Raw genomic sequence first — 21846 nt, 5'->3', positions numbered from 1 at the left:
TTCGCATTATGCATTTATCTGTTATCATCCTTAATTATAATGTCAGCTATTTTCTGAAGCAATGCGTTTTAAGTGTTCAAAAAGCACTTGCTACTATTGATGGAGAAATTATTGTGGTGGATAATGATTCTAAAGATGATAGTTGTGCTATGATGAAAGCGTGTTTTCCTATGGTGAAACTCATTGAAAACACTTCGAATCTAGGTTTTCCGAAAGGAAATAATGTTGGAGTTGCTGCTGCTAACGGGAAATATATTTGTATTTTGAATCCGGATACTGTTGTGGCAGAAGATACTTTTGTGCGACTATTGGAATTTGTCGATTCAAAACCTGATTTGGGAATTGTGGGTTGTAAACTTATAGATGGTACTGGTAATTTTCTGCCGGAATCAAAAAGAGGAGTTCCTACGCCCTGGGTGGCTTTGACTAAAATCTTTAGTCTGTATAAAATCTTTCCGAATAGTAAATTCTTCAATCAGTATTACGCGCAGCATTTATCCGAAAATCAATCGGGAGAAATTGATATACTTGTTGGTGCTTTTATGGTGTTGAAAAAAGAGTTGTATCTTGAAGTGGGAGGTTTTGATGAAAACTGTTTTATGTATTCGGATGATATTGATTTAAGTTATTCGGTAAAAAAAAGAGGAAAACAGAACTATTATTTTCACGAAATTTCTGCTATTCATTATAAAGGAGAGAGTACGGTTCGCGATACTACTTATGTGAAACGTTTCAGAGAAGCAATGCAGTTTTTTTATAAGAAACATTTTGGCGGTTCCATTGTTTTTGATATTCTAATGCAGTTAGGTTCTTTTTTCTTTGCATTGATAAAGAAAAATCAAGCCGAACAAATTGTGTTGGATATTGACGAATATCTGCTGTTTTCAACTGATGAAGAGCTGAGAAATAAAATAGAAATACAATTGCAAAAAAAGGTGATTCGTAATGCTAATATTGATGAAAATGCGTTATTTTCGCATCGAAATTCACCCAATAAGCAAATAGAAATTCTATTGGACAATCATAGTTTTTCATTTAAAGAAATCATTGCTTTTATGGAGAAAAACAAAAATAGAGGCTTCACTTTCAAAATCATCCCGGAAAACACCTCCTATTGTATAGGAAGTAATAGTAGTAATGATCGAGGTGAAATCATTCAAATCAAGTAAAAAATACATTTTGTAAAATTATAAATCAAAATAATTAGTAATTTTGCAAACCAAATTAGAAAACACAACTTTAGTTTAAGAATATGGCAAAGTTCGAATTGAAACTGCCCAAAATGGGAGAAAGTGTTGCGGAAGCAACAGTAACCAACTGGTTAAAAAAGGTTGGAGATAAAATTGAAATGGATGAAGCGGTACTTGAAATCGCTACAGATAAAGTGGATAGTGAAGTTCCTTCAGAAGTTGCAGGTACATTAGTTGAAATTCTTTTCAATACCGATGATGTAGTGCAGGTTGGACAAACAATTGCTATTATTGAAACAGAAGGTGGTGCTGTTGTTGAAGCTCCAAAAGCGGAAGCAGTAGCAGCTCCAGTTGCAGAAATCGCTAAAACTGTTGAAGCAGCTAAAGAAGCAGTTGCTCCTGCTGATTTTTCGGGATCAGATAAATTTTTCTCTCCATTGGTGAAAAATATTGCTAAAGAGGAAGGTGTGTCTTTGGCTGAATTAGAGTCAATTCAAGGTTCAGGTAAAGATGGCCGTGTAAATAAAGAAGATTTATTAAACTATATCAAAAATAGAGGTAATAAACCAGCGGAAGCTCCAGTCGCAGTTGCACAAAAAACTGCATCGGCTCCCGTACAACCATCAGCTCAGGCCGTTCCGGTTTCTGTAAATGGTGGCGATGAAATCGTGGAAATGGATAGAATGCGTAAGTTGATATCTAAATACATGGTGGAATCGGTACAAACCTCTGCTCACGTTCAGTCTTTTATTGAAGTAGATGTAACAAACATCGTAAAATGGAGAGATAAAGTGAAAAATGCTTTCGAAAAGAGAGAGGGCGAGAAGTTGACCTTTACACCAATCTTTATGGAAGCGGTTGCAAAAGCATTGAGAGATTTCCCTGGAATGAATATTTCGGTAGAAGGGGAATATATCGTTAAAAAGAGAAATATTAACTTAGGTATGGCTGCGGCTTTACCGAATGGTAACTTAATCGTGCCGGTAATCAAAAATGCAGATCAATTGAATTTAGTTGGTATGGCAAAAGCGGTTAACGATTTAGGAAACCGTGCAAAAGCTGGAAAATTAAAACCAGACGATACGCAAGGTGGTACCTATACAGTAACTAATGTGGGAACTTTTGGATCGGTTTTTGGAACGCCAATTATCAATCAACCACAAGTAGGTATTTTAGCATTAGGAGCAATCCGAAAAGTGCCGGCGGTAATTGAAACTCCGGAAGGAGATTTTATAGGAATCCGTCAAAAAATGTTCTTATCACACTCTTATGATCACAGAGTAGTTGATGGTGCGTTGGGAGGAAGCTTTGTGAAACGCGTTGCAGATTACTTAGAAGCTTGGGATATCAACAGAGATATCTAAAGTAAAGCAATTATATTCTACCCGACTGAAAAAAAACAGTCGGGTTTATTTTTTTCGTTTTGCTATGGCTACATAAACAAATAGCAATAAAGGTATGGAAATGGCAAAATAAATTCCAAATACCTTCAAAAGCAATAGTGTTATTAGCAGAAGAAAAACGAATATCAAAATATGGATTATAGATTTTTTTACTTGCTTTTCTATCACACCATCCAATATATAGGTTAGTATTGGGATAAGAGTAAGTGGTATAAATAGTAGAATTAGCATGTTGAATTTATCTTTAGTCAAAAATAGAAAAATTTACTACTTATATTTGTCTATCAAATAAAACAAATGGAACTAAAATTAAACAGACCTATTTGCTTTTTCGACTTGGAAACCACAGGAATTGATGTGGCTCGTGACCGAATTGTTGAAATTGCAATTGTAAAAATTTATCCTAACGGGAATAAAGAAAGTAAAACATGGCTGGTAAATCCAACCATTCCAATTCCACCTCATGCTACTGCGGTTCATGGGATTTCTAATGAAAAAGTAGCCAACGAACCTACTTTTGCAGCATTGGCCTCGCAAATACATAACATGATTAAAGATTCTGATTTGGCGGGTTTCAATTCGGATCGATTCGATATTCCTTTATTGGCGGAAGAATTGTTGCGTGCCGAAGTCGATTTTGATATGAAAAACAGGGTTTCTGTAGATGTTCAGACCATTTTCCATAAAATGGAAGAAAGAACATTGAGTGCAGCTTACAAGTTTTACTGTGGACAAAGTTTGGAAAATGCACATAGTGCTGCTGCAGACACAGAAGCAACATATGAAATTTTAAAAGCACAATTGGATCGTTATCCGGAATTGGAAAATGATATGAAAATGCTATCGGAATTCACAACCCGTAAAAAATCAGTTGATTTTGCCGGTTTTATTGCCGTGAATGAAAACGGACAGGAAGTTTTTACTTTTGGAAAGCATAAAGGAGCTTTGGTAGATGATGTCTTGGAGAAAGAGCCAGGATATTTCGGATGGATTCAAAATGCGGACTTTCCTTTGTATACCAAAAAAGTATTGACCGGAATTAAACTTAGAAAATTAAATACTAAACAATAGTTTTTTTGTTTAAAGAGCATCTCTCTAGTTGTTTGGGGAAATAGAAAGAATTAGAGAGGGTTAGTTATAGAAGGAACAAGCGACTAATAAGAATTGAAATGAAAATAATCTGTATAGGTCGCAATTATGCGGACCATATTTCGGAATTAAACAATGAGCGCCCAAGTGATCCGGTTGTCTTTATGAAACCGGACACAGCAATATTGCCGAAACAATTTCCATTTGTGATCCCTGAATTTAGTAATGATGTGCATCATGAAGTGGAGGTTTTGGTGAAAATAAACAAGGTAGGGAAGTATATCGATGCCAAATTTGCACACAAATACTATGATGAAATTGGATTAGGAATCGATTTTACTGCACGTGATCTCCAAAGTCAGTTGAAAGAAAAAGGGCTCCCATGGGAAAAAGCGAAAGCTTTTGACGGTTCAGCGGTAATAGGTGACTTTTTATCGAAAAAAAAATTTAGTTCATTAGAAAATCTTAACTTTGAGTTAAGAAATAACGCACAAGTTGTTCAGCAAGGCAACACAAATTTGATGCTGTGGAAAATAGATGAGTTGGTCGCTTATGTTTCACAGTTTTTTACTTTAAAAACAGGTGATGTTATTTTTACTGGAACTCCTGCAGGAGTTGCAAAAGTAAATCCGGAAGATGTTCTGGAAGGTTTTTTAGAAGGTGAACAATTATTTAAGATTCAAGTAAAATAATGGCGATACATTATAATTTAGCAAAAGTTTACGCAATTTCAGATGATGATAAAGACTTTGTCTTGCAAATTGTTAATTTGTTTGTGGATGAAGTTCCAAACGACATTAAGGAAATGAAAGCGGGTATAAAAGATAAAGATTATGCCCGAGCGTATAGTTTTGCACATAAAACTAAGCCTACATTGGACTTGCTTGGTATGGATGCAGCTAAAGAAGAAATTCTGCAAATCGAGCAATGGACCAAAGACAAAGGAAAGAAAAAAGAAATCAAGGAAGTTTACAAAAGTCTCAAAAACAGAGTTGATCAGGCTTTGGAAGAAGTAAAGAATGATTTTAATATTTAAGCTTTAGGGCTTAAAGTCTTACTACATCCCTCAATTTTAATTCAAAAATGAAAGCAGCCATTGTTACTATCGGTGATGAAATTTTAATTGGTCAAATCGTCGATACCAATTCGGGTTTTATCGCGAAAGCCTTTGATAAAATCGGTATTGGAGTTTGGGAAATGCTATCCATTTCGGATGATAAACAACATATACTAAATACACTATCAAAACTTCAGAATACGGTTGATGTTGTTGTTCTTACAGGTGGGCTTGGTCCTACAAAAGATGATATTACAAAAAAGACATTAAGCGAGTATTTTGACGATGTGTTGGTCGTGGATGAAGGTGTGTTGGAGCATGTGACTCAATTAATAGAGCAGTATTTCAATAGGCTTATTACACAACTCAATAAAGATCAGGCTTTGGTGCCTTCTAAGGCGGAAGTACTTTTCAATAAAGTAGGAACCGCTCCTGGTATGTGGATGGAAAAAAACAATACGGTTTTTATTTCTTTACCGGGTGTGCCTTTTGAGATGAAATATCTGATAGAAAATGAGGTGATTCCTCGTTTGATTACAAAATACCAAAGGCCATATATTATTCATAAAACATTGTTGACCTATGGTTTGGGTGAAAGTCTGCTTGCGGAAAGAATTGAAAAATGGGAAGATAGCTTGCCTGAATTCATTAAGTTGGCGTATTTGCCAAGTCCGGGGCGCGTAAGATTGCGATTGTCGGCACGTGGAGTTGATGAAGAAGTTTTACAGCGAGCCTTAACAGAACAAATCGATAGATTGAAACCGCAAATTGAAGACTGTTTGGTAGGTTTTGAAGAAGAGGATACGATTGAGGTGGTTTTGGGAAGATTACTCACGAATAAAGGGTTTTCTATTGCTACAGCTGAAAGTTGTACAGGCGGAAAAATTGCGACTACATTAACTTCGATTGCTGGATCATCCAGTTATTTTAAAGGTAGTGTGGTAAGTTATGCTAATGAAGTAAAAGAACATTTGCTTCAAATTCCTTCTGGATTCATAGAAAAGAATTCTGTTGTTAGTGCAGCAGTGGCTGAATTAATGGCTAGAAACGTTCAACAATTGTTACAAACTGATTTTGCAATTGCGACTACAGGAAATGCAGGTCCGTCAAGAGGAGATGTTAATGCAGATTTGGGAACGGTTTTTGTCGGAATTGCAACGCCGAAAGGAGTCTTCTCTGAAGAATTTAACTTTGGACAACCTCGTGAAAAAGTGATTGATAGAGCCGTTAATAAAGGCTTGGAGATGATTTATAAAGAAATTTTAAAAAACTACTAAAAATTATTTGTTACTAACATTTCTTTTTTGTTACTTTGCACCCTGATTTTGAATAACGATAAAAGATAAGCATAATGTCAAGAGTTTGTGACCTTACAGGAAAAAGAGCGATGGTAGGAAATAACGTTTCTCACGCTATGAACAAGACTAAGAGAAAATTCTCTGTTAACTTGGTTAAAAAACGTTTTTACCTTCCTGAAGAAGACAGATGGATTACTCTAAGAGTAGCTGCTTCTACAATTAAGACGATTAACAAGAACGGAATTTCTGCAGTTTTGAAAAAAGCACAAGCAGACGGATTTATTAAATAATCTGTTCCTAATAAATTTATAGCAAAATGGCAAAGAAAGGTAATAGAATCCAAGTAATTTTAGAATGTACTGAGCACAAAGCTTCTGGCGTAGCTGGAACATCTCGTTACATCACGACTAAGAACAAAAAGAACACTCCAGATAGATTGGAAATTAAAAAATTCAATCCTGTTTTGAAAAGAGTGACTGTACACAAAGAAATTAAATAATTAGAGATTTTGAAATAAATCTCAAATGGAAACATTAGAGATTTTCAATTTATAAAATTTCATAAAACAATATAAGTCATGGCAAAGAAAACCGTTGCAACCTTACAAACAGCTTCAAAAAGATTATCGAAAGCTATTAAAATGGTAAAATCGCCAAAAACTGGTGCTTATACTTTCGTTGAGGCTATCATGTCTCCAGAGGAAGTAGATGAATTTCTAAAAAAGAAATAATTTTATCTATTCAATATAACAAAGCTACTTTCATTGGGAAGTAGCTTTTTTATTTTATATTTGTGCGTGATTTGAAGCTTGATTTTTCAGGAATGCATGAAACTGTTAAGGTTTTGAATCATTAAGAAACATATAACTAACTCCGTGTTCCGTTTACCTACGGTCCGGATCATAATTTATAATTTAGAATGAGCTTTTTCAAAAGATTATTTTCTTCCGAAAAAAAAGAAACATTAGACAAAGGTCTTGAAAAGTCAAGTACTTCATTCTTGTCGAAATTGACGAAAGCCGTAGCCGGTAAATCCAAAGTAGACGATGAAGTTTTGGACAGCCTTGAAGAAGTCTTGGTAACTTCCGATGTAGGTGTGAATACCACATTAAAAATTATCGAACGCATTGAAGAACGTGTTTCTCGTGATAAATATTTAGGAACTGAAGAGTTGAACCAAATATTACGCGAAGAAATCGCTGGTCTACTTTCTGAAACCAATTCTGGTGAAGAAACCGAATTTACAATTCCTTCAGATAAAAAACCATACGTGATTATGGTGGTGGGTGTGAATGGTGTTGGAAAAACGACTACCATAGGTAAATTGGCCAACCAATTCAAAAGTGCGGGGTATAAAGTGGTTTTAGGAGCTGCTGATACTTTTCGCGCCGCAGCTATAGATCAGTTGCAAATTTGGGCAGATAGAGTAGGTGTTCCAATCGTGAAACAGCAAATGGGTAGTGATCCAGCTTCGGTTGCTTTTGATACTTTGCAAAGTGCTGTTTCTCAAAATGCCGATGTTGTAATTATTGATACTGCTGGACGTTTGCATAATAAAGTCGGATTGATGAACGAACTAACGAAAGTGAAACGTGTAATGCAGAAAGTGGTTGGTGATGCTCCACACGATGTAATGTTGGTTTTGGATGGTTCAACAGGGCAAAATGCTTTCGAACAAGCCAAAGAATTTACTGCAGCCACTGATGTTACCTGTTTAGCAGTTACAAAATTAGATGGTACTGCTAAAGGTGGTGTAGTTATCGGTATATCAGATCAGTTTCAGATTCCGGTAAAATATATTGGAGTAGGTGAAGGTATTAATGATCTTCAAGTGTTTAATAAATACGAATTCGTAGATTCATTTTTTAAATAATATGCAAGATTTTAAAGCCTTTCATTTGTTTTTGTTCGCCACTTCTTCATTGTTGTTGGCGCAAACCGTAAAAAACATATATGTATCCATTGGTTTTTATATGGTAGCATTGGTGCTATACATTTTAGCCTGGGTAAAATTCAATAAAGAGAAAAGACAATAAAAAAAAATCCAGCATTTGCTGGATTTTTTTATTTATTATACTTGTGTTTATACCGCACCTAGCGTATACAACTGTTCCATTGTAGGTGTTTTGCTTCCTCCTTTTGGTTCCAAAGTAATTCCAAAAGCTTCTGCATCGGAAGTGCCATCAACCTTGAAGAATCGAGCGCTGTTTTTTGTAAAATCAGATAGTAATCCTATACTTGTAGGTGTTAATGCTGGTTTTAGTTTTAACGACCATATCTGATACTCTTTTCCTTCTGGAGGTTCCGGTAATCCCGTAGCATCAATATAAACAGTTTTTGACTGCTTATTCCAGTATACTTTCGCAAATGAAGAAGGTGAAACAGCCTGACCTGCAAGTGAAACCACTGTGTTTTTAGAATCCCTGATAATAGTTAAGGCTTCTTTGGTCTTTTGGTTTTCATTTTCGGTAGTAACTACTGCTTCATTCAGCTGTTTGTTGGTGTTTTCCAATATTACAACCTCATTCTTAATTTCAGATTGTTGATTGTATTGGTATCCGACAAATACCAATAAAACGGCAGCCGCAGCCCAACCAATGTAATTCGGGATTCCCTTTGGTTTTAATGGGATTACGTTACTATGCTTTATTTCTAGTTCCGCTTTTATTTTTTCAAAATGCTGAACGGAAAGGAATGGCGAAAAACTAGTTGACAAAGAAAGAATAGATTTTTCTATTGCCTCTATTTCGTTTTTGATCTCTTCGTTTTTTTGGGACAATTCATGAATTTCCTTATTCTGGTTTTCATCCAAAAGCCCATAAACATAAAGTTCTAAAATTCCTGATTCGATATATTCTTTACTATCCATTTATACTTTTAAAAAGATTCTTAAATCATTTATGCAATTTCTGTTTTGCGTTTTGACAGTACCTAGTGGTATCTCCAATGCTTCTGAAGCTTCTTGCTGCGTATATCCTTTGAAAAACAATAGATCAATTAAGGCAATGCATTTGGGTTTTAGCTTTTTGATGAATTCTTGAATACCGATGGCGTCAATCTTGAAAACAGCTTTATTGCTCTCGTCAAATAGATGTACGAAATTATCAGTAGAAAGGTTTTTTTTGGAATTGTTAAAGTTTTTGGAACGCAATTTATCGATGGCCGTATTTCTGGCAATATTAATCATCCAAGTATAAAACCGCCCTTTCGATTCATCGTAAGAGTCCATGTTTTTCCATATTTTGATGAAAACTTCCTGAAGTACATCTTCGGCTTCTTCTCTATCATTAATCAAATTAGTAATAACTGCAAAGAGACTCTTCGCATACATATCATATAAGGTACTGTATGCTTTATCATCTTTTTTTTGCAGCAACGTGACGATTTCTTCTTGAATCATAGTTAAGATTTGTATTACAAACATAATTATTCTTTTTCACAAACCGCATGGAATGAAGGAATTAATTTTTTTTTCAAAAAAAATGGCTGTTTTTAAAAACCAACTTTAATGTTATTGCGTAAGTGACCTTATAATCATTTAAAAACAGTAAAAATGAAAAAGACAAAATTATTCATAGGCTTATCTGTATTTGCAGTTACTGGCCTTATGTTAATCGCAGCTGACCATGCGGATGCACCGGCAGTGACAGGTAATGCTTCTGATATTACCGATGTGTATGCTTTTCAAGGGCAAGACAACAACAACATGGTGTTTGTGGTTAATACCCAAGGATTGTTAAGTCCTGGTGCTACAGCCAGTGCAAATTTCAACGAGAATGTATTGACAGAAATTAACATTGACAACAACAATGACAATGTAGAAGATTTGGTAATTCAGGCTATCCGACGTGGGAATAAGATGTACTTTTTCGGTCCAACTGCTCCGGGAGTTACAGGAACATCTAGTACAATCAAAACCAATAACGAAGCTGGAAATGTTGAGATATCTCAATACGGACAATCACCAATTATTAAAACAACTAACGGAATGAAGTTTTTCGCTGGTCCAAGAGATGATCCTTTCTTCTTTGACTTGAATCAGTACAAAGCCATTCTAGGTGGAACCGCTTCAGGTTTTAATAATCCTGGAACCGATACTTTCGCTGGAACTAACGTGCTTTCTATTGTGGTTGAAGTGCCTAAAACTAGTTTAGGAGCCTCTACTTCAATCAATATATGGGCAGAAACCAAACAAAAATAATCTGTAAATTTTTAAAACAAAGAATTATGAAAACAAGTAAATATATTTTAGGTTTCTCTGTAGTATTCATGAGTTTATTCGTGAGTTGTGATTCAGATGATGATAACGGACCTGATTTCTCAGGAACCTATGTTCAAAAAGATCAAATGGCCCGACCGGCAATTAATACCGTATTCATCGCTTCTGGTGCTCCGAAAGATGGTTTTAACGGAACAATTCCTTCTATGATGGGTGCTAGCTATCAAGCTACTTTTCAATCGCGATTATTGGCATTGAATTCTGGATATACAACGAATGCCTTAGGACAAACTGCTGCTCAATTTACTGGGCTTCTTGCGACTGATGTTTTAGGCGTAAGTAAAACAGGTACTACAACTTTCTTTGACGGGACTAATGTATTAACAGGAAGAGCACTTGCCGATGATGTAATCGATGTTGAGTTATTGTTAATCTTTGGTGGACCTTCAGGAACTTCGAATCCTGGATTGACTTCAGATAACGTGGGTTCTAATGACAAAAGTTTTTCAACTTCATTTCCTTACTTGGCTTCGGCTTGGTAATCAGTATAAAAAGAGCGCATTAAAAATTATGCGCTCTTTTTAAAATAATTAACAACTAAAACTAAAACTATGAAACTACCTATAAGCATTGGATCCCTTGCACTACTTTTTTTCTTATCAGGTTGTGAGAAAAATTCGGATAGTGTAACGAATAGAGACGATTACAATCATTTTTTATTAAGTGAAGTAAATAAAGTCAAGGAGTTCTCATTTAATGAAATTAATTTTTGGCAAGCAAAATTTGATGCTGCTCCCAATCAAATCAGTTATCTGAGTAAGATTGCCGCCAATTATGCTGTACTTTTTGAAGAAACTGGAGATATCAATTATTTGTACAAAGCAGAAGATTTGTTGCTAGAATCGAATGAAGCATTTAAGTATTCTGAAGTAGGAACAATTCGTTCACTCGCTAGAAATTATATCACGCAACATCGTTTTAAAGAAGCTTTGCAGTTGGCCGAAAAGGCATTGAAAATTGGCGAAGGAATGCGTGAAACTCAAAAATTAATGTTTGATGTTCATATGGAATTAGGGAATTATGATGAGGCTAAAAAATGTTTGACATTCATCTGCAATCAAAATGATTTCGATTGCTTGATTCGAATGGCGAAATGGAACGATCATCAAGGTGATTTGGATACGGCCATTACTTTAATGGAAAAAGCCACCGAAAAAGCAAAAATGAATGGAGAAGACGGGTTATTACTTTGGTCGTACTCGAACCTAGGCGATATGTATGGTCATGCCGGAAGAATCCAAGAAGGATACGATTCGTATTTAAAAGCATTAAAAATCAATCCCAATCATTCTTTTTCTCTAAAAGGATTGGCTTGGATTGCTTTCTCTCATGAAAAAAATACGAAAGAGGCATTGCGAATCATTACTCGTATTTCTAAAAAACACAACTCTCCTGATTTTTATTTATTAAAAGCGGAAATAGCGGAATACGAAAAGGACGATCTATTGAAAGAATCTAGCATGAAAGGGTATTTTAAAATGTTGGAACAAAATAATTATGGCGTGATGTATAATAAATACAACGCTTTACTATATGCCGATAACAAAGATTCGGCTCAAAAGGCGCTTTTGATAGCCGAGGAGGAAATAAAAAACCGTCCTACACCGGATTCATACGATCTTTTGGCTTGGGCTTATTATAATTTAGGAGATACAAAAAAAGCTTTTGAAATTGTTCAAAAACATGTAGCAGATAAATCGTTCGAACCAGAATTGAATTATCACGTAGCTACAATATACAAAGCAAATAATCTTAAAAATAAGATTCAACCTATAAAAGAAGATTTGAAAGCAAGTATTTTTGAATTAGGCCCAAATATGGCTGATAAAATTGAAGATTTATAATGAAAAGAATAGGACTCCTTCTGTTTTTGTTCAGTTCAGTTTTAAGTTATAGCCAAATTCAAAAAGGTTTTGTTCTTGATTCACTGAATAACCCGATTGAAAATGCCTACGTGTTTAATGAAGATTCACAATCTCATGCGCATACAGATGCATTCGGTCGTTTTTCGATTGATAAAACCAAAACCAATGATCAGTTAATGATTACTGCTTTCGGTTTTAAAAAGAAACGAGTACAAGTGGTTGATTATAACTTAACGATAGTTTTGGAATCGGATGCTTTTAAATTGGATGAAGTGGTCATTACTTCAAATCTTTCGGCAATGAATGTAATTTCCAAAATAGATTTAGCCACAGCACCGGTAAAATCATCCCAGGAAATTTTGCGAAAAGTCCCGGGATTGTTTATCGGTCAGCATGCCGGCGGAGGAAAGGCGGAACAGATTTTTTTACGCGGATTTGATATCGATCACGGAACTGATGTTGAAATCAACGTTGATGGTATGCCTGTAAATATGGTTTCGCACGCACACGGTCAGGGTTATGCCGATTTACATTTTGTAATTCCGGAAACCATCGATAAAATCGATTTTGGAAAAGGAAGTTATTATGCAGACAAAGGCGACTTTGCTACTGCGGGTTATGTTGGTTTTAAAACTAAAGATTTTGTTGAACAAAGTAGTATAAGCGCCGAAATTGGTCAGTTCAATACCATTCGAACTGTAGGGGTTTTTGATTTGTTGGGTAAACAATCAAAGGAGAAGGCCTACATTGCAACCGAGTACTTGCTGACTGACGGACCGTTTGATTCGCCTCAAAATTTTAAACGAATGAATCTTTTTGGAAAATACACGAAACAATTACCGGATAATAGTAAGGTTTCTGTATTAGCCTCAAGATTTAGTAGTAAATGGGATGCTTCAGGACAAATTCCAATGCGATTAGTAAATAGCGGTGCCATTGGTCGTTTTGGTGCTGTTGATGATACCGAAGGAGGTGAAACGTCTCGAACGAATATCAATGTGGCCTATTCAAAGCCTATTAATGATAGTACTTTTTTTAAAACGAATGCTTTTTATTCGAATTATCAATTTGAATTGTATTCCAATTTTACCTTCTTTTTGGAAGACCCGGTAAATGGGGATCAAATTAGACAAAAGGAAAATAGATCCCTTTATGGTTGGAATTCACAACTGAGTAAAAAATGGAATTCAAGTCTGGTTCAGTTAGGAGCCGGCTTTAGAGCGGATGCGACTTCCGATTCGGAACTATCGCACACTTTGAACCGTAAAACCACTTTGGAATCCATCCAATTAGGCGATATCGATCAAACCAATATGTATGCCTATTTGAATACGGAATTTGATTTTGGTAAACTGAAAGTGAATCCGGGATTGCGTATGGATTATTTTAAATTCAATTACTATGATCAACTGGCAACGACCTATGAAAATCAATCGGAAAGTAAAATGAAGTTGTCACCCAAGCTGAATTTGATTTATGCACAGAATAATACTTTACAGCTTTTCGTAAAAACCGGTTTTGGTTTCCATTCTAATGATACCCGTGTTGTGGTGTCGCAAGCTGGTAAAAAGGTATTGCCTACCTCTTTCGGAGCCGATTTGGGATTTATTTATAAGCCTTTACCAAAATTAGTTGTCAACGCAGCTCTATGGATGCTCAATTTAGAGCAAGAGTTTGTATATGTTGGCGATGCGGGGATTGTAGAGCCCAGCGGAAGAACGAGTAGAAGAGGAATGGATTTCGGTTTACGTTATCAATTCAACGAATATCTGTTTTTTGATGCCGACGCCAATTATACGTATGGAAGAAGCATTGATGAACCCCAAGGACAAGATTATATACCTTTGGCACCCGATTTTACAACTACGGCCGGAATTAGCCTGAAAAAGTATAAGAACTGGTCAGGCGGATTGCAATACCGTTATTTAAAATCCCGACCGGCCAATGAAGACAATTCAATCGTTGCCAAAGGTTATATGGTTACTGATGCCACTATTAATTATGAATGGAAAGCAATGACATTTGGTGTGTCGGTTGAAAATCTGTTCAATACCGAATGGAATGAAACGCAGTTCGCTACCGAATCACAATTGCAAAACGAAAGTGAAAGTGTGGAAGAAATCCATTTTACACCTGGAACTCCATTTTTTATTAAAGGAAAAATAACATACAGTTTTTGACATAGTTTTAGTTTGTTTAGAGGAAAGCCCGTTACATATTTTGTGCGGGTTTTCTGTTTTGCGAAGCATTGTTTTTTTTGATCAGTATTTAATAAGTGTGTCAAAATTTTTTTTTTTTAAATTAAACACGGCTTTTGTGTTTAATTTATTTTTTTTTCAAAAAAGACACAGTTTTTGTGCTTAAAAAATTGTTTTTAAAAATTAAGCACGCGAAAAATCCATGTGGCTTTAGTAAAAGGGCAAAAAAAAAAATCCTGACGTTGTATCAGGATTTTCTATGTTGTTTTTATTTTTTAAATTCCGTTGATGATTCCGATGAAGTCATCAGCTTTTAGTGATGCGCCGCCAATCAATCCGCCGTCAACATCTGCTTGCGAGAAAATTTCTTTGGCATTGTCCGGTTTAACACTTCCGCCATACAAGATGGATACGTTTTCGGCAACTTCTTTTCCGTAACGTTCCAAAATGGTTTCGCGGATGAATTTGTGCATTTCTTGCGCTTGTTCAGGTGATGCCGTTTCTCCAGTTCCGATGGCCCAAACCGGTTCGTACGCCAAAATGATATTGGTCCATGCACTTTCGGGTAAGTGGAACAAACCGTCTTTCAATTGGTATTCCACCACATTAAAATGTTGTTTGTCCTGACGGTCTTTCAATTCTTCACCAAAACAGAAAATAACTTTCATTTCGTGTTTTAAGGCCGTGTCGACTTTACTTGCCAATAAAGCATCCGTCTCATGAAAATAGGCGCGGCGTTCCGAATGTCCTAAGATTACAATATCGACACCAATACTTTTCAACATATCTGCAGAGATTTCTCCGGTAAACGCACCGCCTTCAGCCTGGTGCATATTTTGAGCCGCTACTTCAATAGCTGTAAATTCGGTATGATCTACCGCAGAAGCCAAGTTTACGAACGTTGGTGCGATGATGACTTTAGCATCGGTTTCGGGTAATTTATGAATCAATTCGTTGATTAAATCTTCAGTTTGTTCGGCATTTTTGTTCATCTTCCAATTGCCGGCTACAATTTTTTGTCTCATGTTCTAATTATAATGTTTTTAAAAGACTGCTCACTTGCTCATGATCGGTTTCGATAGCTCTGTATAACGCTACTTTTCCGGTTTTGTCAATAATAATGTATCTCGGAATCCAGTCCAAGTTGATTGCTTTTCCAAAGCTGCCTTTCATTCCACCATCCATCATGTAATGGTCGCCTTTCAAATCATGCTTCTCAATTCCTTTCAACCAAGCTTCCGAAGTCTTATCAGCCGAAAGAAAAACAAATGCCGCTTTTGGAAATTCGGTTTGCAATTCTTTTAGTTTAGGCATGTTTTTTACACAATCGCCACACCATGAAGCCCAAGCTTCGATAACAATTGGCTTGCCTTTGTGTTTGTTGATAATGTCTTGAAACAAGATTTCTTTTCCGTTAACATCTTTTAGTTTTGATGTGAGTGCTTCAGTAGAAAAACCTTCTTTTTTCCCCATTTGTGCTTTGGTATAAGCAAAGCTTACTATTGCTAATACTGCAACGGAGAGAAGTGCTATTACTTTTTTCATAGTTATAAATTTATGTTGTCAATATCGTTGTAATGTGCTTTTTGAGTGATAGTTCCTTTGTTAATCACCACAATGCTTGGATTGGCTCTTTCGATGGTTTTAATCGTTGTTGGATCACAAAAATAGAAATCAAAAGTAAAACCATATTGTTTTTTGAATTTCTCCACAGTAGTTGCATCTGAACCGGTTACGGCTAAGACATGATAACCTTTCGCTTTCGCTTTTTGATAAAAAGTTTCCAGTAATTGCAATCCTTCCGGTTTTGATTTGTCCAAATTGTATACCGTGAAGAAAATTACTTTTGCTTCATTAAGAATATCGTCCTTATAATCGCTTCCCTCTTTTTCCAAACCAAAATCATGAATTGGTGGTACATATCCTTCTTTGATTAGTTTGTCAATACGGTCAATAAACTTCGCGTTCGGTGGAATGTTCATTAATTCTTTATCTGAAAATTCTTTTTTTACACCGTTTACTTCGTAAATGAATTTCATTTCGTATTCCGATTTGGGCGCGCCTTCCGGAATTTCCATTCCTTTTTGGATGTTTTTGCCTACGGCATACGCTCTAAAATCGATAACCGGTAAATGATGCAGGACATGGTAACCCAAATAACAGCTTAAAACAATACTTGCAATCGAAGTAATTGCAGCAAATTTTGTACCGAATAATGGTGTAATGTATTTTCTTCCGAAGAATAAAATCAGAATAAAAACCAATAAAACCACATCTTTAGTGAAAGATTCCCATGGTGTCAATTTCAAAGCATCCCCGAAACAGCCACAATCTTTCACTACGTTGAAATAAGCCGAATAGAAAGTCAGGAAAGTGAAAAATAGAATCAATCCCAACAAACTCCAAACCGTGAATTTCGGTTTGTAACCCACCAGAAGCATAACCCCTAAAACCACCTCCAAAATAACTACAAACAAGGCCAAAGCCAGTGTGTAAGGTAAGAGAAATGGTAAGTTGAATACGGTTTCACCAAAATATTCATCCAGTTTATACGAAAATCCAACCGGGTCATTCAATTTGATTAATCCCGAAATGATAAATAAAACGCCTACAAACAGACGTGAAAAATGTACTAAATATTTCATTCTTTACTTTGTATTTATTTTGGACCAGTCTTCTTTGGTCATTTCAAATTTGATTTCTCTACTGCCGTTTGTTCCCGCTTCTGTCCATCCGGCCTTGCGGTAAAATTCTTCGGCTCTAGTGTTAAAGGCAGTTCCTAACCATACTTTTTCATTCGTTTGGCTGAAATACCAATCCATCATCATTTGATGAAGTTTTCGTCCAATTCCTTGTTTTTCGTATTTCGGATCTAGGAATAAAGCCCAGATATTGTTTTCTTTCAAATCGGCAATAGCAAAACCGACAATCGTTTGGTCGATTTCACAAACCCAACCTTTTCCGCGTTCGAACATAAATTCTTCACAATCACGATTGGTTACCAATCCCGGATCAGAAAGTGTATTTTCGGTAACAGAATTTCTGACGATCTGAATTTGATCAATATCTTCACGTCGTGCTTCTCTGAAAATCATTTTACTTGTGCTCTAATAAGATTAATGCAAATACTGCATAATTAATCATGTCTTGGTAATTGGCATCAATACCTTCCGAAACCAATGTTTTGCCTTTATTGTCTTCGATTTGTTTAACACGCAATAGTTTCTGAAGAATTAAATCGGTTAACGAACTCACTCGCATATCACGCCAAGCTTCACCATAATCATGGTTTTTGGCTTCCATTAAATCTTTTGTCAGTTGTATTTTTTCGTCGTATAATTTTACAGCTTCTTCCACATTCAAATCGGGTTGGTCTGCGACACCTTTTTCCAATTGAATTAAAGCCATGATAGAATAATTGATAATACCAATGAATTCTGAAGCTTCTCCTTCATCTACTTTTCGAACTTCATTTTCTTGTAACGAACGGATACGTTGCGCTTTGATGAATATTTGGTCGGTTAGTGATGGCAAGCGTAAAATGCGCCATGCACTTCCGTAATCTTGTAATTTTTTGGCGTATAAATCACGACAAATTGAAATGATTGCGTCGTATTGTTGTGAGGTGTTACTCATTATTAAATTATATTTGTATCAAGTTTGTCCAAAAATAGCCTTTTTTGTTTACAATTTATTTAAAAAAAGTATAAAAATGACCATCAACTGTAAAGGAAACCTGATTGATTTAACAACACCCAAAGTGATGGGGATTTTAAATGTGACTCCCGATTCTTTTTATGATGGAGGAAGGTTTTCTTCCGATGCCGTACTGTTGCAACAAGTTGAAAAAATGCTGGTTGAAGGTGCTGATTTTATTGATGTTGGCGGACAAACAACAAAACCATCTGCCGATTTGATTACTGCGGAAGAAGAACTGAAAAGGGTAGTGCCTGTAGTAGATTTAATTCTGAAAAATTTCCCTGAAACGTTACTTTCCATTGATACTTTTTATGCAAAAGTAGCCGAGGAAGCAATGAATCACGGTGCCGCGATAATTAATGATGTTTCGGCTGGAAATTTGGATGAAAAAATGCTGGAAACAGTTGCAAAACTCCAAGTTCCCTATATTATGATGCACATGCGAGGTACTCCTCAAACCATGCAGCAACTGACGGATTATAATGATTTGGTTAAAGAGATACTTTTCTATTTTTCAAAAAAAATTGCCCAAGCCCGAAGTTTAGGAATTAACGATCTTATTGTAGATCCGGGATTCGGGTTTGCGAAAACAGTCGAGCAAAATTTTGAATTGTTTTCCAAACTGGAGTTGTTTCAAATGTTGGAATTACCTGTTTTGGTTGGTATTTCCCGAAAATCGATGATTTATAAAACTTTGGAAACAACCCCAGAGAATGCTTTGAACGGCACTACGATTTTAAATACGTTAGCATTACAGAAAGGAGCTAACATTATAAGAGTGCATGATGTAAAAGAAGCAGTGGAGTGTGTGAAATTGATGAGTCAATTGGGTTAACTCAAAAATCCTTGAATTTGTGGTATAGTATCTGGTGCTACCGGTCTTCCGTTTTTAATAGCTACCCCGGTTACTTTAGCCGATAAAATTGCTTTATTGTCTGAAAGACGGATGATATCCTGATGGAATACGACTTTTAAATTGCCTTCTTTTTCTGCAGCAACTTCAATTTTGAATTTGTCACGGCTTACCAAAGAGTTTTTGAAATTCATTTCGATGGTTTTTACCACAAGCATAATGTTGTTTTGTGCAAAATCAACAAAATCAATACCGTGATGGTGCAAAAATTCATGGCGTGCATGTTCTAAATAATTTTGGTATACTGAGTTGTTTACAATTCCTTGTACGTCTAGTTCGTAATCTCGTACGTCTAATTCAATTGAATATTTTTCCATTTTTTAGTTTAGTTGATTTCTTCTTCGTGATTGACAAATTGCGCTTCATACAATTTACGGTAATAACCGCCGGTTTTCTGTAAAAGTTGCTGATGCGTTCCTTCTTCGACAACGATTCCTTTGTCTAAAACAACAATTCTGTCGGCATTGATAACAGTTGCTAATCGATGTGCAATAACTATCGAAGTTCTGTTTTTTGTAAGTGTTATTGTAGCTTTTTGGATTAGTTCTTCTAAATACGCATCAATCGATGAAGTGGCTTCGTCTAAGATTAAAATGCTGGGTTGACTTACATAAGCGCGTAAAAAGGCAATGAGCTGGCGTTGCCCAGAGGATAACATATTACCTCTTTCTTTTACATCGTAATCGTAATTGCCGGGTAAACTCATAATGAAATCATGCGCACCAATTTCTTTGGCAGCTGTAATGACTGTTTCCCTTGTAATACTTGGATTATTGAGCGTGATATTGTTATGAATGGAATCAGCGAACAAGAAAACATCTTGTAAAACTACTGCAATTTGTTTGCGTAAACTTGCTAACGAAAAACGATTGATATTTTCATTGTCGATACAGATTTCTCCCGATTTGATATCATAAAAGCGATTCAATAAATTGATAATGGTAGATTTTCCAGCCCCGGTTGCTCCCACAATGGCTATAGTCTCTCCTTTGTTGATGGATAAGTTGATGTTTTTCAATACATCTTCATTCTCTTTGTATCCGAAAACCACATTTTTAAAATCAATTTTCCCTTCAAAATGCGGTGCTTCCAAAGTGCCGGAATCTTCGGTATGGTTTTGAGTATCCAATACTTCAAAAACACGATTTGCAGCAATCATTCCCATTTGCATCTCATTGAATTTATCTGCTATTTGACGCAATGGTGTGAAGAAAATGGAAATATACATGGTATAGGCAAACAAATCTCCAAAAGTGGTGAAGGTATCGTTGTTTAAAATGTTAAGACCTCCATACCAAATGATTAAGCTTAATGTTAATGCAGAAACAATATCAGCAATGGGAAAAAAGATGGAGTTGTACCATACGTTTTTGACCCAGGCTTTTTTGTGTAAGTAATTGATTTTTTTGAAATTTTGGTATTCGGTTTCTTCCCGAATGAACAATTGCACGATTTTCATACCCGAAACACGTTCTTGCACAAACGTATTCATGTTGGCAATTTGCGTACGCACCTCTTCAAAAGCGGCTTTCATTTTTATCTGGAACACGCGAGTTGCATAGATTAGAATTGGCATAGCCGCAATTACGATTAAGGTCAGTTTCCAATTCATATACAACATGAACCCTAGTACAACTATCATTTTAAGTAGGTCACTTATGATCATAAACAAACCTTGGCTAAAGATTCGTGCTATGGCTTCAATATCAGAGACTGCACGTGTAACCAGCTTACCCACAGGTTCGTGGTCATAATAATTCATTTTGAATCCACTCAAATGTTTGAATAGCTTGATTCGGATATCTTTGATGATGTCTTGGCCTAGCCAATTCGCCCAAAATACAAAATAAAATTGGGCAAGCACTTCCAATAATAGGGTAGTTCCAATAAGACAAATGAATAAAGTTAATCCTTCTTGGTTCTTAGATTGGATGTGGTGATCGACAGTGTATTTTAATAAGTAAGGGCGTAATGCTGCGAAAATAGAGAGTAAAATAGCCCATACAATTACACTGCGATACCTCCATTGGTAGGGTTTTGTGTATTCTAAAATTCGTTTGAATAATGTCGAATCAAATGCTTTCATTCTCCTTATTGATGTATGGATACTTTATATTGGTTAAAAATAGCCCTTGTGCCGGAACAGAAAAACCTGCTTTTTTTCGATCTTTACTTTCTATGATTTTTATAAAATCCTCTATATTGATTTTGTGAAGACCAATATTTACTAGTGTTCCAACAATGGCTCTTACCATGTTACGCAAAAAACGATCTGCCGTGATGGTAAAGATAAGTGTATTATTTTCTTTTCTCCAATACGCTTCGGTGATTTTACAGTTATAAGTAAAAACATCCGTGTTTGATTTTGAAAAACATTGGAAATCGGTGAAAGTAGGTAATAATTTTGCGGCTTCATTCATGGCATCCAAATCCAATGGTAATTGATTGAACCAAGAAATTTCATTTCCAAAAATATCCTTTTTGGTAGCGATATGATAATGGTAGGTTCTGGATGTAGCATCAAAACGGGCGTGAGCATCATCGTGTACTAGAATAATATCGTAAACGACGATATCTTTCGGTAAAAAAGAATTGGCTTTGTAGATTAGCTTTGGTTTGTCGATTATTTTATCAGTATCGAAATGGCCATACATTTGTGAAGCATGTACGCCAGTATCAGTTCTACCGGCACCAACAATTTCAATATCTTCTTGTAATAAAGTGGAAAAAACTTTGTTTAAAGTTTCTTGAACGGAAATGGCATTGGGTTGGTATTGCCAACCATGATAATGGGTTCCGTTGTAAGCAAATTCGATGAAATACCTCAATTTGAAAATCTTTTTGCAAAGATAAAAT

At 35.7% G+C, this 21846-nt stretch carries 26 protein-coding genes; 16 read left to right on the top strand and 10 right to left on the bottom strand.

Features of this window, described 5'->3' with window-relative positions; all coding sequences use genetic code 11:
* The first annotated feature begins 8 nt into the window (after positions 1–8).
* From ACFO7M_RS08800 to ACFO7M_RS08750, 11 genes are all read left to right on the top strand, one after another.
* Positions 9–1169: a glycosyltransferase family 2 protein gene (locus tag ACFO7M_RS08800; protein ID WP_379735178.1), complete on the top strand. Its 1161-nt coding sequence runs from the start codon at positions 9–11 to the stop codon at positions 1167–1169.
* 83 nt (positions 1170–1252) lie between these two features.
* A complete protein-coding gene (locus ACFO7M_RS08795) occupies positions 1253–2554 on the top strand; it encodes a dihydrolipoamide acetyltransferase family protein (protein WP_379714231.1) in 1302 nt (433 codons plus the stop codon).
* Positions 2555–2890: 336 nt separating this feature from the next.
* The gene (locus tag ACFO7M_RS08790; RefSeq protein WP_379735176.1) at positions 2891–3664 is read left to right on the top strand and encodes an exonuclease domain-containing protein; all 774 of its coding nucleotides are present in this window, start codon (positions 2891–2893) and stop codon (positions 3662–3664) included.
* A 98-nt stretch (positions 3665–3762) separates the two neighbouring features.
* Positions 3763–4374: a fumarylacetoacetate hydrolase family protein gene (locus ACFO7M_RS08785; protein ID WP_379714225.1), complete on the top strand. Its 612-nt coding sequence runs from the start codon at positions 3763–3765 to the stop codon at positions 4372–4374.
* Positions 4374–4718 (top strand): Hpt domain-containing protein, encoded by a 345-nt coding sequence (locus ACFO7M_RS08780; RefSeq protein ID WP_379714223.1) that lies wholly within the window; start codon positions 4374–4376, stop codon positions 4716–4718. The genes ACFO7M_RS08785 and ACFO7M_RS08780 overlap by 1 nt, the downstream gene beginning before the upstream one ends.
* Positions 4719–4765: 47 nt before the next feature.
* Positions 4766–6016, top strand: a complete 1251-nt coding sequence (locus tag ACFO7M_RS08775; RefSeq protein ID WP_379735174.1) for a CinA family nicotinamide mononucleotide deamidase-related protein — start codon at positions 4766–4768, stop codon at positions 6014–6016.
* A gap of 74 nt (positions 6017–6090) precedes the next feature.
* Positions 6091–6327 carry a 50S ribosomal protein L28 gene (gene rpmB, locus ACFO7M_RS08770; RefSeq protein ID WP_073309425.1) on the top strand — a complete coding sequence of 79 codons (237 nt, stop codon included), beginning with the start codon at positions 6091–6093 and terminating at the stop codon, positions 6325–6327.
* Between the two features lie 26 nt (positions 6328–6353).
* Entirely contained in the window at positions 6354–6536 is a 183-nt protein-coding gene (gene rpmG / locus ACFO7M_RS08765; RefSeq protein ID WP_011963553.1) for a 50S ribosomal protein L33, read from the top strand.
* 78 nt (positions 6537–6614) lie between these two features.
* The gene (locus ACFO7M_RS08760) at positions 6615–6767 is read left to right on the top strand and encodes a DUF4295 domain-containing protein (protein WP_014166478.1); all 153 of its coding nucleotides are present in this window, start codon (positions 6615–6617) and stop codon (positions 6765–6767) included.
* Between the two features lie 188 nt (positions 6768–6955).
* Positions 6956–7909 (top strand): signal recognition particle-docking protein FtsY, encoded by a 954-nt coding sequence (ftsY, locus tag ACFO7M_RS08755; RefSeq protein ID WP_379714213.1) that lies wholly within the window; start codon positions 6956–6958, stop codon positions 7907–7909.
* 1 nt (position 7910) lies between these two features.
* A complete protein-coding gene (locus ACFO7M_RS08750) occupies positions 7911–8072 on the top strand; it encodes a hypothetical protein (RefSeq protein WP_379714210.1) in 162 nt (53 codons plus the stop codon).
* Between the two features lie 47 nt (positions 8073–8119).
* On the opposite strand, the gene ACFO7M_RS08745 is transcribed toward ACFO7M_RS08750, so the two are convergent.
* Both ACFO7M_RS08745 and ACFO7M_RS08740 read right to left on the bottom strand, forming a co-directional pair.
* The gene (locus ACFO7M_RS08745; RefSeq protein WP_379714208.1) at positions 8120–8905 is read right to left on the bottom strand and encodes an anti-sigma factor; all 786 of its coding nucleotides are present in this window, start codon (positions 8903–8905) and stop codon (positions 8120–8122) included.
* Positions 8906–9436: an RNA polymerase sigma factor gene (locus ACFO7M_RS08740; RefSeq protein ID WP_379735518.1), complete on the bottom strand. Its 531-nt coding sequence runs from the start codon at positions 9434–9436 to the stop codon at positions 8906–8908.
* A 153-nt stretch (positions 9437–9589) separates the two neighbouring features.
* On the opposite strand from ACFO7M_RS08740, the gene ACFO7M_RS08735 reads away from it, so the two are divergent.
* The 4 genes from ACFO7M_RS08735 (at position 9590) to ACFO7M_RS08720 (ending at position 14360) form a co-directional block, all read left to right on the top strand.
* On the top strand, positions 9590–10237 hold the full coding sequence (locus ACFO7M_RS08735) for a DUF4331 family protein (RefSeq protein WP_379735172.1): 648 nt from the start codon (positions 9590–9592) through the stop codon (positions 10235–10237).
* Between the two features lie 26 nt (positions 10238–10263).
* A complete protein-coding gene (locus tag ACFO7M_RS08730) occupies positions 10264–10797 on the top strand; it encodes a DUF4331 family protein (RefSeq protein ID WP_379714204.1) in 534 nt (177 codons plus the stop codon).
* A 69-nt stretch (positions 10798–10866) separates the two neighbouring features.
* On the top strand, positions 10867–12159 hold the full coding sequence (locus ACFO7M_RS08725) for a tetratricopeptide repeat protein (RefSeq protein WP_379735170.1): 1293 nt from the start codon (positions 10867–10869) through the stop codon (positions 12157–12159).
* Entirely contained in the window at positions 12159–14360 is a 2202-nt protein-coding gene (locus ACFO7M_RS08720) for a TonB-dependent receptor (protein WP_379735168.1), read from the top strand. The genes ACFO7M_RS08725 and ACFO7M_RS08720 overlap by 1 nt, the downstream gene beginning before the upstream one ends.
* Before the next feature lie 293 nt (positions 14361–14653).
* Here ACFO7M_RS08720 and tpiA read toward each other — a convergent pair whose 3' ends face one another.
* From tpiA to ACFO7M_RS08695, 5 genes are read right to left on the bottom strand one after another with little or no spacing between them, the layout of a single operon-like run.
* Complete coding sequence (tpiA, locus tag ACFO7M_RS08715; protein WP_379735166.1) at positions 14654–15403, bottom strand: triose-phosphate isomerase; 750 nt, start codon at positions 15401–15403, stop codon at positions 14654–14656.
* Positions 15404–15410: 7 nt separating this feature from the next.
* Positions 15411–15923: a TlpA family protein disulfide reductase gene (locus tag ACFO7M_RS08710; protein WP_379735164.1), complete on the bottom strand. Its 513-nt coding sequence runs from the start codon at positions 15921–15923 to the stop codon at positions 15411–15413.
* A 2-nt stretch (positions 15924–15925) separates the two neighbouring features.
* Positions 15926–17023 carry a BT_3928 family protein gene (locus ACFO7M_RS08705; protein WP_379735162.1) on the bottom strand — a complete coding sequence of 366 codons (1098 nt, stop codon included), beginning with the start codon at positions 17021–17023 and terminating at the stop codon, positions 15926–15928.
* Positions 17024–17026: 3 nt separating this feature from the next.
* The gene (locus ACFO7M_RS08700) at positions 17027–17473 is read right to left on the bottom strand and encodes a GNAT family N-acetyltransferase (protein ID WP_379735161.1); all 447 of its coding nucleotides are present in this window, start codon (positions 17471–17473) and stop codon (positions 17027–17029) included.
* Position 17474: 1 nt separating this feature from the next.
* Positions 17475–18014, bottom strand: coding sequence for a DUF1599 domain-containing protein (locus ACFO7M_RS08695; RefSeq protein WP_379714189.1), 540 nt, complete (start codon positions 18012–18014; stop codon positions 17475–17477).
* A gap of 76 nt (positions 18015–18090) precedes the next feature.
* Here ACFO7M_RS08695 and folP point away from each other — a divergent pair, with 76 nt between their 5' ends.
* Entirely contained in the window at positions 18091–18912 is an 822-nt protein-coding gene (gene folP / locus ACFO7M_RS08690; protein ID WP_379735160.1) for a dihydropteroate synthase, read from the top strand.
* Here folP and ACFO7M_RS08685 read toward each other — a convergent pair.
* The 3 genes from ACFO7M_RS08685 to truA are packed head-to-tail and all read right to left on the bottom strand — an operon-like array spanning position 18909 to position 21818.
* Complete coding sequence (locus ACFO7M_RS08685) at positions 18909–19307, bottom strand: acyl-CoA thioesterase (protein ID WP_379714185.1); 399 nt, start codon at positions 19305–19307, stop codon at positions 18909–18911. The two genes, folP and ACFO7M_RS08685, sit on opposite strands and share 4 nt — an antisense overlap.
* Positions 19308–19315: 8 nt before the next feature.
* The gene (locus tag ACFO7M_RS08680; RefSeq protein WP_379735158.1) at positions 19316–21076 is read right to left on the bottom strand and encodes an ABC transporter ATP-binding protein; all 1761 of its coding nucleotides are present in this window, start codon (positions 21074–21076) and stop codon (positions 19316–19318) included.
* A complete protein-coding gene (gene truA / locus ACFO7M_RS08675; RefSeq protein WP_379735156.1) occupies positions 21063–21818 on the bottom strand; it encodes a tRNA pseudouridine(38-40) synthase TruA in 756 nt (251 codons plus the stop codon). Before truA ends, ACFO7M_RS08680 begins: the two co-directional genes overlap by 14 nt.
* Positions 21819–21846 lie beyond the last annotated feature (28 nt).

Origin of the sequence: Flavobacterium sp. GCM10023249 (assembly GCF_042653365.1) — a bacterium.
In the GTDB taxonomy this organism is placed as follows: domain Bacteria; phylum Bacteroidota; class Bacteroidia; order Flavobacteriales; family Flavobacteriaceae; genus Flavobacterium.
Note: the sequence above shows the minus strand (reverse complement) of the source record. Positions and strands in the feature narration are given on the sequence as shown.

Bases quoted from the DNA above. Each gene is read 5' to 3' on its own strand.
- ACFO7M_RS08735 (WP_379735172.1), top strand. From the start codon at position 9,590: ATGAAAAAGACAAAATTATTCATAGGCTTATCTGTATTTGCAGTTACT.
- ACFO7M_RS08700 (WP_379735161.1), bottom strand. From the start codon at position 17,473: ATGATTTTCAGAGAAGCACGACGTGAAGATATTGATCAAATTCAGATC.
- ACFO7M_RS08680 (WP_379735158.1), bottom strand. From the start codon at position 21,076: ATGAAAGCATTTGATTCGACATTATTCAAACGAATTTTAGAATACACA.
- ACFO7M_RS08720 (WP_379735168.1), top strand. From the start codon at position 12,159: ATGAAAAGAATAGGACTCCTTCTGTTTTTGTTCAGTTCAGTTTTAAGT.
- rpmG (WP_011963553.1), top strand. From the start codon at position 6,354: ATGGCAAAGAAAGGTAATAGAATCCAAGTAATTTTAGAATGTACTGAG.
- folP (WP_379735160.1), top strand. From the start codon at position 18,091: ATGACCATCAACTGTAAAGGAAACCTGATTGATTTAACAACACCCAAA.
- ACFO7M_RS08785 (WP_379714225.1), top strand. From the start codon at position 3,763: ATGAAAATAATCTGTATAGGTCGCAATTATGCGGACCATATTTCGGAA.
- ACFO7M_RS08730 (WP_379714204.1), top strand. From the start codon at position 10,264: ATGAAAACAAGTAAATATATTTTAGGTTTCTCTGTAGTATTCATGAGT.
- ACFO7M_RS08750 (WP_379714210.1), top strand. From the start codon at position 7,911: ATGCAAGATTTTAAAGCCTTTCATTTGTTTTTGTTCGCCACTTCTTCA.
- ftsY (WP_379714213.1), top strand. From the start codon at position 6,956: ATGAGCTTTTTCAAAAGATTATTTTCTTCCGAAAAAAAAGAAACATTA.
- ACFO7M_RS08795 (WP_379714231.1), top strand. From the start codon at position 1,253: ATGGCAAAGTTCGAATTGAAACTGCCCAAAATGGGAGAAAGTGTTGCG.
- ACFO7M_RS08745 (WP_379714208.1), bottom strand. From the start codon at position 8,905: ATGGATAGTAAAGAATATATCGAATCAGGAATTTTAGAACTTTATGTT.
- ACFO7M_RS08740 (WP_379735518.1), bottom strand. From the start codon at position 9,436: ATGATTCAAGAAGAAATCGTCACGTTGCTGCAAAAAAAAGATGATAAA.
- ACFO7M_RS08725 (WP_379735170.1), top strand. From the start codon at position 10,867: ATGAAACTACCTATAAGCATTGGATCCCTTGCACTACTTTTTTTCTTA.
- ACFO7M_RS08780 (WP_379714223.1), top strand. From the start codon at position 4,374: ATGGCGATACATTATAATTTAGCAAAAGTTTACGCAATTTCAGATGAT.
- rpmB (WP_073309425.1), top strand. From the start codon at position 6,091: ATGTCAAGAGTTTGTGACCTTACAGGAAAAAGAGCGATGGTAGGAAAT.
- ACFO7M_RS08710 (WP_379735164.1), bottom strand. From the start codon at position 15,923: ATGAAAAAAGTAATAGCACTTCTCTCCGTTGCAGTATTAGCAATAGTA.
- ACFO7M_RS08800 (WP_379735178.1), top strand. From the start codon at position 9: ATGCATTTATCTGTTATCATCCTTAATTATAATGTCAGCTATTTTCTG.
- tpiA (WP_379735166.1), bottom strand. From the start codon at position 15,403: ATGAGACAAAAAATTGTAGCCGGCAATTGGAAGATGAACAAAAATGCC.
- ACFO7M_RS08695 (WP_379714189.1), bottom strand. From the start codon at position 18,014: ATGAGTAACACCTCACAACAATACGACGCAATCATTTCAATTTGTCGT.
- ACFO7M_RS08790 (WP_379735176.1), top strand. From the start codon at position 2,891: ATGGAACTAAAATTAAACAGACCTATTTGCTTTTTCGACTTGGAAACC.
- ACFO7M_RS08705 (WP_379735162.1), bottom strand. From the start codon at position 17,023: ATGAAATATTTAGTACATTTTTCACGTCTGTTTGTAGGCGTTTTATTT.
- ACFO7M_RS08760 (WP_014166478.1), top strand. From the start codon at position 6,615: ATGGCAAAGAAAACCGTTGCAACCTTACAAACAGCTTCAAAAAGATTA.
- ACFO7M_RS08685 (WP_379714185.1), bottom strand. From the start codon at position 19,307: ATGGAAAAATATTCAATTGAATTAGACGTACGAGATTACGAACTAGAC.
- ACFO7M_RS08775 (WP_379735174.1), top strand. From the start codon at position 4,766: ATGAAAGCAGCCATTGTTACTATCGGTGATGAAATTTTAATTGGTCAA.